At 54.8% G+C, this 12,578-nt stretch carries 9 protein-coding genes; 6 read left to right on the top strand and 3 right to left on the bottom strand.

Features of this window, described 5'->3' with window-relative positions; translation table 11 throughout:
• Window positions 1-4 precede the first annotated feature (4 nt).
• From ACVBEJ_RS13230 to ettA, 3 genes are all read right to left on the bottom strand, one after another.
• On the bottom strand, window positions 5-1,330 hold the full coding sequence (locus ACVBEJ_RS13230) for an ATP-binding protein (protein ID WP_447130115.1): 1,326 nt from the start codon (window positions 1,328-1,330) through the stop codon (window positions 5-7).
• A 167-nt stretch (window positions 1,331-1,497) separates the two neighbouring features.
• Window positions 1,498-2,229, bottom strand: coding sequence for a response regulator (locus tag ACVBEJ_RS13225; RefSeq protein ID WP_447130114.1), 732 nt, complete (start codon window positions 2,227-2,229; stop codon window positions 1,498-1,500).
• Between the two features lie 6 nt (window positions 2,230-2,235).
• Window positions 2,236-3,900 (bottom strand): energy-dependent translational throttle protein EttA, encoded by a 1,665-nt coding sequence (gene ettA, locus ACVBEJ_RS13220; RefSeq protein ID WP_447130113.1) that lies wholly within the window; start codon window positions 3,898-3,900, stop codon window positions 2,236-2,238.
• Window positions 3,901-4,291: 391 nt separating this feature from the next.
• On the opposite strand from ettA, the gene ACVBEJ_RS13215 reads away from it, so the two are divergent.
• The 6 genes from ACVBEJ_RS13215 (at window position 4,292) to ACVBEJ_RS13190 (ending at window position 12,404) form a co-directional block, all read left to right on the top strand.
• Window positions 4,292-5,623 (top strand): TlpA family protein disulfide reductase, encoded by a 1,332-nt coding sequence (locus ACVBEJ_RS13215; RefSeq protein ID WP_447130112.1) that lies wholly within the window; start codon window positions 4,292-4,294, stop codon window positions 5,621-5,623.
• A gap of 218 nt (window positions 5,624-5,841) precedes the next feature.
• Entirely contained in the window at window positions 5,842-8,151 is a 2,310-nt protein-coding gene (locus ACVBEJ_RS13210; RefSeq protein WP_447130111.1) for a cytochrome c biogenesis protein CcdA, read from the top strand.
• 85 nt (window positions 8,152-8,236) lie between these two features.
• Window positions 8,237-10,297: a M13 family metallopeptidase gene (locus ACVBEJ_RS13205; RefSeq protein ID WP_447130110.1), complete on the top strand. Its 2,061-nt coding sequence runs from the start codon at window positions 8,237-8,239 to the stop codon at window positions 10,295-10,297.
• 170 nt (window positions 10,298-10,467) lie between these two features.
• Window positions 10,468-11,061, top strand: coding sequence for an RNA polymerase sigma factor (locus ACVBEJ_RS13200; RefSeq protein ID WP_447130109.1), 594 nt, complete (start codon window positions 10,468-10,470; stop codon window positions 11,059-11,061).
• Window positions 11,062-11,063: 2 nt separating this feature from the next.
• On the top strand, window positions 11,064-11,531 hold the full coding sequence (locus tag ACVBEJ_RS13195) for a hypothetical protein (RefSeq protein ID WP_447130108.1): 468 nt from the start codon (window positions 11,064-11,066) through the stop codon (window positions 11,529-11,531).
• A gap of 21 nt (window positions 11,532-11,552) precedes the next feature.
• Entirely contained in the window at window positions 11,553-12,404 is an 852-nt protein-coding gene (locus ACVBEJ_RS13190) for a PDZ domain-containing protein (RefSeq protein WP_447130107.1), read from the top strand.
• The last annotated feature ends 174 nt before the right edge of the window (window positions 12,405-12,578 follow it).

Raw genomic sequence — 12,578 nt, 5'->3', positions numbered from 1 at the left:
TTTGTTAAACAGACTCTGGGTCGCCACGCTGCGTGACTTGCAAAGACAGTGGTAAAGAGATGGTAAAGCAGGCTCCCCCCATGGATGAGGTGCTGATACTGACGCTACCTTTGTGCAGGTTGACGATTTCGCGCACGATGGCCAACCCCAGGCCATGGCCGCCGCTGTCTCTATTGCGGGCGGAATCCAGGCGGTAAAAGGGTTTGAATACGTTATCGTACTGGTCGGACGGAACTCCGGGGCCATCGTCTTGCACGCGAATGCTGACGGTGCTTGTACCGACATCGACGTTAATGGCCACGATGTTGTTGGCGTGGCGGATGGCGTTTCTGGTCAGGTTTAACAGCGCCCGTTGCAGCAAATGGCTATCGAAGGCCAGAGTCAGTGCCTCTTTTGGTGGTGAGCAGGTGATGGTCAGTGGCGATTCGGTTTGCACGTAATCCACCAGTTCTTGCAGCCAGGGCCCGAGGGCGTGGGCTTGGATATTGGATGGCAGTTCGGCTCGTTCCATGCGCGCGTAGCTGAGAATTTCTTCTATCAGCTTGTCGAGTTCTTGCAGGTCTTCGTGAATGCCGTTGATAAAGCGCTGCTGCTCTTTTGTGGCGTCGTTTTCTGCCAACATGTCCAGTTGGCATTGCAGCCGAAAAATCGGAGAACGCAGTTCGTGGGCGACGGCGTTGGTGAGTTGTTTGTGGCTTTGTATCAGGGTTTGGATGCGCCCGGACATATGGTTGAAATTGCGGTTCAGTGAACCCAGCTCCCACTTTTTGCCGGTGGGTGCCCGGGAGTCCAGTTTGCCTTCTGACAGGTCGATGGTGGCTTTTTCCAGGGTGGCCAGTTTGCTGTGTAGCCGGTGTGTCCATATACCGCTGATCAGTGCAAAAAAGAGCAGTGTGAACACCATATCTATCAGCGAGACGCTGTCGATGTACTGGAAGAAGTCGCTGTTTTCCGGATAGCTGAGCTCATAGATGGTGCTTGAATTGCCCAGCTGGAAAACGGCGGCTTCGTCCTGTTCATCAATGGCAACAATGCCGTGTTTGTGCAGGCGTTGTTGTTCTTCGGGGTACAGCACTTCGGTGATGGGGAGATCGAGCACGGAAATCTGCGCGCCGTTGCTGGCGGTCAGGTGGCGCATGGTGGCCAGTTGTGAATCCGGGTCGTTGGGGTGCTGATTAACGGCCAGCTCGCGATAAGATTCGAGGCGACTTTGGAACATGTCGTACTCAACATTTCCGTGCAGCTTTTCAATAAGTATGTCTGAGGCGATAAATACCAGCAAAAATCCGCTGATCAGCCAAAGATAAAGCGATAAAAACTGTCGTTTCATGGGGCAGCGGACCCTGATGGTGAATTAATGACCAGTGTAGCTTTGCAGCCCGGATTTTGCGGGGGAAAAATGTATGGCTTTGTCAGGGGGGGTTATTGCGAATGCAGCAGTAGTAATCTGGCGGGTTACGCCTTCGGCTAACCCGCCCTGCGGGGCTGGGGTTTGCCCTACCAATAATCCGGCACAAACAGGTAGCCTTTGCCGCGCACGGTAATCAGGCGCTTGGGGCGCGCAGATGAGTCGCCGAGTTTTTTGCGCAGGCTGGCGATTTTGTTGTCGACGGTGCGGTCCAGGCCGTTGTAGTCGATGCCGCGAATGGCTTTGGTCAACTGGTCGCGGGACAGGATTTCGTCGGCGTGGCTGGCCAGCAGCCAGAGCAGGTCGAATTCGCTGGGGGTCAGGTCGATGATGTCGTTGTTCAACTGGCATTGGTGCAGAGATTGGTGCAGATACAGGCCGCCAAAACGCAGCTCGCGGCTGCCGGTGGTGCATTGGCGGCCCGCGTTTTGCGGTTCCGCCTCAGCGTCCGTGCGGCGCAGTAGCATGCGGATGCGCGCCAGTAGCACTCTTGGTTGAATGGGTTTGGTGACGTAGTCGTCGGCGCCAATTTCCAGCGCCGCCACCTGGTCAATGTCGTCGTCACTGGCGGTGAGCATCAGAATTTTGCCGGGATAGCGGGGGCGCACTTCCCGGCAGATGTTCAAACCATCGGTGCCCGGTAGCATCAAATCCAGAATCACCAGCGCGGGTTGTTGCGACGTAATGGTGTCGGCTGCCTCATTGCCCTGGTAAACCGGCAGGACGCTGAAGCCGTTGTTTTGCAGATAGGTGCAAAGCAGCCCGGACAGCTTTTTGTCGTCTTCCACCAGAACGATGGTCTGCCGGTTGTGAGTGGGCAATGGCGGTCAGTCCTTCAGCTTTTTGTATTTGATGCGATGGGGCTGGGCGTCTTCCCCTTTGCGTTTGATCAAGTCCTCGTGATATTCGCTGTAGTTGCCTTCGTAAAACTCGATATGGCCGTCGTCTTCGTAGGCGAGGATGTGGGTGGCGATGCGGTCCAGGAACCAGCGGTCGTGGGAGATCACCATGGCGCAGCCGGGGAAGGTTTGCAGGGCTTCTTCCAGGGCGCGCAGGGTTTCCACGTCCAGGTCGTTTGAGGGTTCGTCCAGCAGCAGTACATTGGCCCCTTGCTTGAGGGTGTTGGCCAGGTGCAGGCGGCCGCGCTCCCCGCCGGACAGGTCGCCAACTCGCTTCTGCTGATCGCTGCCCTTGAAGTTAAAGCGCCCCACATAGGCGCGGGAGCTGACTTCGTAGTTGCCGATGCGCAGCATGTCGTGGCCGCCGGACACTTCCTCCCACACACTTTTGCCGTCATCCAGATTGGCGCGGCTCTGGTCCACAAACCCCACCTGTACGGTTTCACCGATAACGATATCGCCGCTGTCCGGCTGTTCCTGGCCGGTGATCATGCGGAACAGGGTGGATTTACCCATGCCGTTGGCACCGATAATGCCGACAATGGCGCCTTTGGGAATGGACAGGTTGAGGCCTTCCAGCAGGGTGCGGCCATCGTAGCTTTTGGTGACGTTGTTGAATTCAATCACCTTGTCCCCAAGGCGCTCACCCGGTGGAATGTAAATCTCGTTGGTTTCGTTGCGCTTCTGGAATTCCTGGGAATTCATTTCGTCGAAACGGGCCAGGCGAGCCTTGTTCTTGGCCTGGCGGCCTTTAGGGTTCTGGCGCACCCATTCCAGTTCCTGCTTGATGGCTTTTTGGTGGGAGGCTTCGCTGCGTTCCTCTTGTGCCAGGCGAGCTTCTTTTTGTTCCAGCCAGCTGGTGTAGTTGCCTTCGTAGGGAATGCCGCGGCCGCGGTCCAGTTCCAGAATCCAGCCAGCAGCGTTGTCGAGAAAGTAGCGGTCGTGGGTAATGGCCACCACGGTGCCGTTAAAGTCCACCAAAAAGCGTTCCAGCCAATGTACGGATTCCGCGTCCAGGTGGTTGGTGGGTTCGTCCAGCAGCAGCATGTCCGGGCGCGACAGCAGCAGGCGGCACAGGGCTACCCGGCGGCGCTCACCGCCCGACAGTTTGCTCACGTCTGCATCCCAGGGGGGCAGACGCAGGGCGTCGGCGGCCACATCCATGCGGTTCTGGATGTTGTGGGCGTCCCAGGCCTGGATAATGTTTTCAAATTGTTCCTGCTTTTTGGCCAGTTTGTCGAAGTCTGCATCCGGATCGGCGTAGTCGGCGTACACCTGTTCCAGCCCGGCCAGGGCGTCAAAGGCTTCCCGCAGGCCGTCTTCCACATTGCCTTTTACGTCTTTGTCCGGATCCAGCTGCGGCTCCTGGGGCAGGTAGCCCACTTTTATGCCGGGCATGGGGCGGGCTTCGCCTTCGTAGTCGTTGTCTACCCCGGCCATAATACGCAGCAGGGTGGATTTGCCGGCGCCGTTCAAACCCAGTACACCGATTTTGGCGCCGGGGAAGAACGACAGGGAAATGTCTTTGAGGATTTCGCGCTTGGGCGGTACTACCTTGCCCACGCGGTTCATGGAGTACACGTATTCAGCCATGGCTGGAGTTGGCCTCTTGTGAAAAGGAGTCGGTTGATGGAATGGAAAGTGGGCGGATTTTACACCCAAATCACTGCATCAACGAAGGGCGTGGGTCAATAATTGCCGAGTTACTTGCAGGGTTAGGGGTGTTAACACCCCTGGCATTTTGTGACAGAGCATTTTGTGACAGAGTTGGCATATAGGAGCAACTGCAGTAATATCTGGCTCCAGAAAACCAAGAGCTTGTACAGAGCCGCATACAAAAAGCGCTAACCCCTGATTGGCATCTCCCTCCGTCAACAGGGGTTTTTTTGTGGCCATCGTTGGCTGAAAAATGGCTTGAAGCTGTTCCCTGTATGGTGGGTGTAAAGTTTGGTAAACCGCGTGGTTGCGGAAATTTGGCCTGTGTATGGTCAATTTTTGTGGTGAACTGGCTGTGAATTTATGGACGTCAGCTGCGCCACTTTGTGTAATTTTTCTGGCAGATGTTTTTATGGTCAATGGCTTTGGTGTGTTTTTCGGTGCCTTGCAACGAGTGGTATTGGCTGCTCTGTTGTTTTCATTGGCGCTGGCGGTGCAGGCACATCAGACTGATCGTCAAATTGCCTGGCAGCAGATTAACCAGCAATTGGCTTCGCTGCGCGATAGCGCCAAATCCGGCGAGCCCATAAACGCTCAGGAAATTTCCAAACGCCGGCAGGCTATTATCAGCAAGGCTGCCGAGATATACCGCCAGCAGTCGGACGACGCTCTGGCGGTGGATGCCATGTTGTTGACGCTGTCGAAAAACAAGAGCCGGGCAACCTTTGTGGAAATCTGCCGTATTCTGGCCAGACACCACATGAACGAGCCGTCTCTGTCACTGTTTTTCCCCATGATGTATTCCCTGGTTCACTTTGAAAGCGATTGTGAAAATCTGCTTTTGGCCGCCGCCGACGAGGGTGTTAATCAGGTGGTGCGCGAGTCAGCCAGGCTGCAACTCGCCATGGTGTACCGCAAGATGGCCGAGCTACTGGCTAATCTGGCCGAATTCGATATGACCATGGAGCAGTACACCATCTCGAAAAGGCGATCTTCCTTTGGCCAGATGAGCGATCAGGAAGCCGCCAGTATCAACCAGCATCTTTGTGAAAGCGGCTGGAAGAAAAGAAACTGGCGCAAGGTCAGGCAGCAGGCACTGGATATGGTGACGCCTCTGCTTGATAGCGAACAGACATTTTCACTGTACGTTTCCGATCACGCCCCAAACAAACAGATTCCCAAGCTATCCATTGCTTCCAGAGCGTCGAAAATACACTACCAGTTGCTTAACAGTGTGCCGGGGGCGCAACTGTCGGAGTTTGATATTCGCAACCTCGATGGTGAACCGGCGCGACTGCGAGACCATCTGGGCAAAGTGGTTGTGATTGATGTCTGGGCCACCTGGTGCCAGCCATGCATCACTGGCTTTAGCGATATGAATAAGCTGCAACAGAGCATGAAGGGCAAGCCGTTCTCCCTGGTGGCGATCAGCATTGACCGCAATCTCGACGATGCCCGGCAATTTGTCGCCAAAAGCGAGCTGCCTTTTGAACACTGGTATGTGGGCGAGAATCACCAGTTTTTTGATCAGTGGAGTGTGTTCCACATTCCGAGAATCATTATCCTCGATAGCCAGGGTGTCATTCGGGCTACCCCCAATGTCGGTCCTGCAGATTTGCAGAATTATGTGTCTCGTCTGGTGTCTTCGGTAAAAAATTAGTCGCCGTTGCTTTGGCAGAAATTATGCTGGAATAAAGTTCTGTTTTTTCTGTTATTTTCGAAAATCCTTTTTTTTCTTAACAAATATATAACAATATTAAACTGACTGTGCGGGCTATTTTGGGTACATTAAGCACCACTGAAAATAGTGGTACTCAGGTACGGCCAGTTCCTTTCCCATTATCCACAATAACGTCACTTGGTGAGCAGAGGTGAATCATGAAAGCGGTATTGAGAACGCTTTTAAGCACAGTTTTGGTAGTGGCAACCGCCATATCCACAGTAGTACAGGCGGAGCCCGCGCGCGGCACCTACAGTACCATCGACCTGATTTCTGAAGTATCCAGCGTCAAGCCCGGTAAGGACTTTACCCTCGCCCTGCTGGTGACCCCTGACCCCAGCTGGCACAACTACTGGGTAAACCCCGGTGAAGCTGGCAAGGCCATGAAGGTTCGCTGGAAAGACCTGCCCACGGGTGTCGAAGTGGGTGAATTTACCTACGAAACACCCCACCTCGCTTCCATGGCCGGCATTGTGACCTACGGCTACGATGCCATGAATGCCATCACCATGAAGGTGTCGGTGCCCGCCGACTACAGCGGCGGCGATATTACCCTTGGCGGCAAGGCCAGCTATCTGGTATGTGACGACGCCAACTGTGTGCCACAAAGTGTGCCGGTTTCTATCACCTTGCCCATCGGCGGCGGTGACATTGACCCTGCCAATGTTGATGCTTTCAAATCTGCTCGCAATCACCAGCCGGAAAACGTCAACTGGAAGGCTGCGTTTTACCCCAATGCCGACCTGAGTCGGGTTCGCTTTGAAGTGAGCTTCCCGGAGCAGGGCGCCAGCGACATCTACCTCTGGCCCTCTGTGCAGAAGATGGTGGAACACACCATGACCCAGGAAACCCAGGTCAGCAACGGTGTTCTCAGTGCGGATATGACCGCTGGCAAGCGCCTGAAAAGATACGAACAGATCGACTTGCTGGTGACTTACAAAGACGCCAACGGCAACAAACAGGCGAAATTTATCAGTGGCGTTAGCAAAAACGGCGTTGAAACTTCCGAATCCAATGCGGCTGCCGCACCCGCTTCCGGCTCTGACAGTGGTTCCGGTGGCTCTGGCGGTACTCCCGCTGCCGCTGAGCAACTCGCTGTATCCGCTCCGGCTGCCCAGGGTGGCGAAGCCTCTATCAGTTTTTTGTGGGCTCTGGTACTGGCCTTCGGCGGTGGTCTGATTCTTAATCTGATGCCCTGTGTATTGCCGGTATTGAGCCTGAAGATGCTCAGCCTGGCGAAAATGGGTGACTCTCACCCGCGGGAAGTACGCAGCAGTGGTGTGTTTTACACTGTTGGTGTGTTGGTGAGTTTTCTGATCATGGCGTCTATTGTTATCGCCATTAAAGCCGCCGGCGAAGCGGTGGCCTGGGGCTTCCAGCTGACCAACCCGATTTTTGTGCTGTCCATGGTGCTGTTGATGGTGCTGATTGGCATGAACCTGCTGGGCGCTTTCGAGTTTGGCACCAGTATGATGAATGTGGGTTCCAACCTCACCGATGAAGGCGAAACCCACTCCAAAAAATCTTCCTTCTGGACCGGTGTACTGGCGGTGGTAGTGGCTACTCCCTGTACCGCACCCATGATGGCTCCGGCTCTGGGCTATGCCTTTACGCTGCCCTGGTACGGTGCTCTGGTGATCTTTATGGGGCTGGGCTTTGGCCTGGCGTTCCCTTACCTGTTGATTGCCTTTGTGCCCAATGCCCGCCGCATTGTGCCTAACCCCGGCCCCTGGATGAGCGTGTTCAAAACCGTACTGGCATTCCCCATGTTCGGTACAGCGGCCTGGTTGATCTGGGTACTTGGTGGCACCGATGCCATGGTCTGGGCTATCGCCGCATCTCTGGCTATCGCTCTGGCGGCCTGGGCCTGGGGTAAAATACCCATGGCCACCAGCCCCAATGCCTGGCGGGTAACTGCGGTATTGGCTCTGGCTGTAGTGGTTGGTTTTGGCTCCCTGGCTATGGATCGCAAAGAGCTGGCTGTCTCCCAACAGGAAAATGCCAAACAAATGCGCCAGGGTGTGTCTGATCTGATCGCCATTATTGAAGACGCCGGCCTTGAGCTGGATACAGAGCAACGCACCAAAGTGCAGCTGGCTCTGGCAACAACCGGTGGCGAAGCGCCTTACACAGAAGAAGCCTTGATGAAAAGTCTGGCCAATGGCGAGCGCGTATTTGCCTACTTTACTGCCGACTGGTGCGTGAGCTGCAAGGCCAATGAGAAAACTGCGTTGCATAAAGAGGCCACGCAAAAGTTCTTTGCCGAGGAAGGCATCAAGGTATTTATTGGTGACGACACCAACGGCGACCCGGAAATTGCCAAAATTCTGGAACTGTACAATCAGCCGGGTGTTCCGTTGTACTTGTACTTTGAGCCCGGCGATTCACTCACCGGCGCCCACAGGCTGCCGCAGCTGTTGCCATCGCCCAGCACCATTATCGATGGCATTAAAAATTCCCGTGGGTAATATGTAACCACGGCACCCGACAAAGCCGGCTTATGCCGGCTTTGTTGTTTTTAAAATTCGTTATAAAAAATAAAGGGGTAAGGGAATGAAAAAATTAACGTTAATAGCCAGTGCAACGGCCATGGCACTGCTGGTCGCCTGTGGTGGTGGCCAGGTGGCCGACGATACACCAAAGCCGGTTTACGGCGATTGGGGGGTCGACCTTACTGCCCGCAACCTGAAGGTAAAACCGGGTGATGATTTTTACCGCTACACCAGTGGCCGCTGGCTGGACAGTTATCAATTGCCGCCGGACAAGGTGCGCTACGGGCTGTTTTCTCGCCTGACCGAAGACGCTCAAAAACAGGTAAAAAATATCATTCTTGACTTGGGCGACAGCTCCTATCCCAAAGGCACAGTAGAGCAGAAAATCAGCGACCTTTACAAAAGCTATATGAATGTGGAGCGCCGCAATGAGTTGGCTATGGCCCCGATTCAGAAACAACTGGATGCCATCGCCGCCATCGATTCCGTGCAGCAAGCGCTGCAAATGTTTGCCAATGCGGACCTCAATGGCGTCGGCGCTCCCATCGGTATCGGCGGTAGCCTGGATCGCAAAAACCCGGCAAAGAAAACCCTTGTTACCGGTGTTGGCGGCACTAATCTGCCAGACCGGGATTTTTATCTGGAACAGCAATTTGCCGCTGTTCGCGATGCCTACAAAATCCATATCGCCACCATGCTCGGTTTTGCCGGTTACGAGAAGGCGCGCGCAACACAGGCGGCCGGGAATATTCTGGAACTGGAAACCGGGTTGGCAAAACTGCTGTTAAACCGGGTTGATTCCCGCAACGCCAACAAAACCTACAACCCGTACAGTTATGAGGAAGTAAAAGCTGCCTTCCCGGGGCTCGATTGGGATTGGTTTGTGACCGAAAGTGGCCTCAATGCGGACAAGGCCGCCAGCAAGAAATGGATTATTGGCAATCCCGCGGCCATTGCTCCCGGTGTCGCCATGATTACCGACCCGGCGAACCTGCAAACCTGGAAGGACTACATGGCCTTCACTCTGGTGGCCAACAGTGCAGGCGTATTGCATGAAGAACTGGAAAAAGCGGCGTTCCAGTTTCAGGGCATTCTCAGTGGTCAGCAAAAAATGGGGGCGCCCTGGAAGCGGGGCGTTGGTTTCGTTTCCGGCATGTTCGGCGAAGCTATCGGTGAAGTTTATGTAAGGCGCCATTTCCCGGAACAATCAAAAGCGATGATGGCGGAATTGGTGGCCAATGTGAAAGAGTCCCTCCGTGGCCGCATTAACCAGCTGGAGTGGATGAGTGCCGAAACCAAAACAGCAGCGGAAACCAAAATGGATGCCTTTAGCACCAAGATCGGTTATCCGGAAAAGTTTGAACAGTTCGCCGGCCTGGAAATCACCGACGGCGATCTGTTTGACAACATCCACAGCGCCCGTGCTTACAACCGTGCCAAGGCTGTCAAGGAGCTGGAGGAGCCGGTGGATCGCACCGAGTGGGGCATGACGCCGCAAACCGTCAATGCTTATTACAATCCTGTGTTCAACGAAATCGTATTTCCGGCGGCGATTTTACAGGCTCCGTTCTTTGACCCTCTGGCGGATGCTGCCGTCAATTACGGTGCCATCGGCGTGGTGATCGGCCACGAAATGAGCCACGGATTTGACGACCAGGGGCGCAAATCCGATGGCGCTGGCGTGCTGCGGGACTGGTGGAACAAGGCGGATGCCGAGGAATTCAAACGCCGCGCCGATCAACTGGTAGCCCAGTTCAACCAGTACGAAGCCGTACCCGGCCACTTTGTCGATGGTCAGTTCACGCTGGGCGAAAACATCGGTGACCTGGGTGGTGTGATGATCGCCTACGATGCCTACAAGCGCTATCTGAATGGCCGCGAAGACGAAGTGATTGATGGTTTTACCGGCGATCAGCGCTTTTTTCTTGCCTATGCCCAGGTGTGGCAGGGCAAAACCCGCGAGCAGCGTCAGATTCAACTGCTCAAATCCGACCCCCATTCGCCGGGGGAATTTCGCGTTAACGGCATTGTGCGCAATGTGGATGCTTGGTACGAGGCGTTCAATGTACAACCGGGGGATGCTCTCTACCTGCCGCCGGAACAGCGGGTGAGAATCTGGTAACGGATGTTCTCAAGAAAAAGGTCGCTGCTGCGGCCTTTTTTCGGCGGAGATATCAACCACTACCGGGAGCTGAATCAAGGCAACTCAAGTAGTTGTGCGCTCCCACCAACGCTTTTCCATGCAAAAAATCGACTAAGCTCTGTCACAAAACCGCCAATCCCGCCGTCTACATGAATATGAGACAAAGCTCCTTTGCCGTTGATCTTCCCGTTGACGTTATCCGGCGCGCCCAGCGTGGTGAAACGGCGGCCTTCAAGGATGTGTACAACGCCTTTCAGCTACCTGCTTACAACCTGGCGTTAAAGCTGTCTCAGTGTCCGGAAGTGGCCCGGGATATTCTTCAGGAAGGCATGCTGTTGGTGTTTCGCAAGATCGGCCAATACCGCTTCGATGCGCCTTTTTGGGGGTGGTTGCGGAAACTTTTTATCAATACCTGTCTCAGTGAATTGCGCCGCCAGAAGCGTTGGCAACGCTGGCAGGATGTGCCGCTGGATGCAGAAACCTGCGAACAGGTGGAAGCAGAGGCACAGAGCAGTGGTTGCGAGCGGGACCTGGAGCAAGCGCTGGCGCAACTGCCACCACTGCGGCGTACGGTGATCTGGCTTCATGCAGTAGAGGGGTATACCCACCGGGAGATCGCCGAAATGACGGAAATTACCGAGTCCAATTCCCGGGCTCAACTGTCCAGGGCCCGCAAAGAGTTGCAGGTGTATTTGCCGCAGGCAGCAGCAGACGCCCCTGCACAGGCACATATTGAGGTGTAGTAATGAATGACCTGAACAAACAGATACCCGTTGACCAGGCGTTAAGAGAGTTGCCCTTGCAGCAGGCCCCCGACGACTGCTGGCAGCAGATTGCCGCGCATCTGGATCAACAGACCAGTGCAAAACCACGGCAGCGGGGCTCTTACTGGGGTGCCATTGCCGCTTCTGTGGCGGCCATTGGATTGGTGGTGGTACTTTGGCCGGGGGCCGAGCCTGCTATTCAGGGTGGGGGCGGTGCTGAGCCATTGCCGCGGTTTGGCGAATCGTTGGCGCTGATGTCACGCAGCACCTACAGCACCGATCAGGCGCTGGAAGAAATTGCCATGCTCAGCTGGATTCAGGAAATTGATGACAACCGCCACTACGGTGACTTGCGTCAGCAGGTTTCTCTGCGGCGACAGCGTGACCAACTGAGTGCTCAATTACTGGAATCGGCCATTCGCGTTCCGGACAAAGGCATCTGGCTTTAAAGACTAATGGGAGAAGCAACCATGATGAAAACACTACTCGCTGGCCTGACGCTGACTTTGTGCAGCCAACTGGCCACTGCCAGGGACATGGTTATGGAAATCGATTCGCTGGATTTTGAACACTCTGAATTTCAGCAAGCACTGGATATGCTGGCGGCCACTGATCCGCTGGAAGTGGAAAAACTGCTGGAAGACCTGAAAGACATCAAACAGCACAAAAAGCCTGCCGGTGTCATTGGTATTTTGTTTGATTCCACGGAACAGGGGCAAGTGGTGATCACCAAGGTAATGCCCGGCGGCGCTGCCGACGAAGCCGGTTTGCAGGCCGGTGACCTGATTGTGGTGGTAAACGGCAACGACGTAAACAAAGACGACGGCAGTGGCGATGCCATGCGCAGTGCCATGAACAACTTCGGTTATCCCGAGCCCGGTGAAAAAATTACTCTGGTGGTGGAGCGCGAGGGCAAGCGGTTGCAAAAGTCCATGATCACCAAGGCCCGCACAGCGGAATTTACTGTTTTCAGCGAAGTTCACAAGGAAATCGAAAAAATCCTTAAAGATAAGGGCTATCCCGGTGCGGTTCTGGCGTTGCACTCAAGGGACAGGGCGGGCCTGGAAATGGCCAGCCTCAATGAAGGCCTGGGAAAGTACTTTGGTGCAGACAACGGCGTGCTGGTGATCAATGCCGGTGACGACAACATCTATCAGTTGCGGCCGGGTGATGTGATTCTGGACATCGGTGGTCGCACCGCCAAAAGCCCCCGCTGGGTGACCAACCTGCTGTTTACCTATGGCCCCGGTGACGAGTTGTCCATCGGAATTATGCGGGACAGGAAAAAGCGCACGTTAACGGTGGTTGTACCGCAAGAATAACTAGGGGGCGTTCTCAATTAGTGAGTTATTGCTGTTGCGCCTGAAATGGCGCCAGACAAGGCATGAGGAGAGTGGTTTGGTTGCTCCAAATAAACGACGAATAACACAGTATGGCGCCATTTCAGGCGCAACCCGAAGGGCTGGGCCCATTTTGACTCTCAGCGGTGTTGCCAT

It is taken from the genome of Porticoccus sp. GXU_MW_L64 (assembly GCF_052983295.1).
This window is presented reverse-complemented; position numbering and strand designations above follow the sequence as displayed.

Excerpts from the sequence above, each read along its gene's own strand:
- ACVBEJ_RS13195 (WP_447130108.1), top strand. The coding sequence starts at position 11,064 with ATGAATGACCTGAACAAACAGATACCCGTTGACCAGGCGTTAAGAGAG.
- ACVBEJ_RS13215 (WP_447130112.1), top strand. The coding sequence starts at position 4,292 with ATGGTCAATTTTTGTGGTGAACTGGCTGTGAATTTATGGACGTCAGCT.
- ACVBEJ_RS13230 (WP_447130115.1), bottom strand. The coding sequence starts at position 1,330 with ATGAAACGACAGTTTTTATCGCTTTATCTTTGGCTGATCAGCGGATTT.
- ACVBEJ_RS13190 (WP_447130107.1), top strand. The coding sequence starts at position 11,553 with ATGATGAAAACACTACTCGCTGGCCTGACGCTGACTTTGTGCAGCCAA.
- ACVBEJ_RS13210 (WP_447130111.1), top strand. The coding sequence starts at position 5,842 with ATGAAAGCGGTATTGAGAACGCTTTTAAGCACAGTTTTGGTAGTGGCA.
- ACVBEJ_RS13205 (WP_447130110.1), top strand. The coding sequence starts at position 8,237 with ATGAAAAAATTAACGTTAATAGCCAGTGCAACGGCCATGGCACTGCTG.
- ACVBEJ_RS13200 (WP_447130109.1), top strand. The coding sequence starts at position 10,468 with ATGAATATGAGACAAAGCTCCTTTGCCGTTGATCTTCCCGTTGACGTT.
- ettA (WP_447130113.1), bottom strand. The coding sequence starts at position 3,900 with ATGGCTGAATACGTGTACTCCATGAACCGCGTGGGCAAGGTAGTACCG.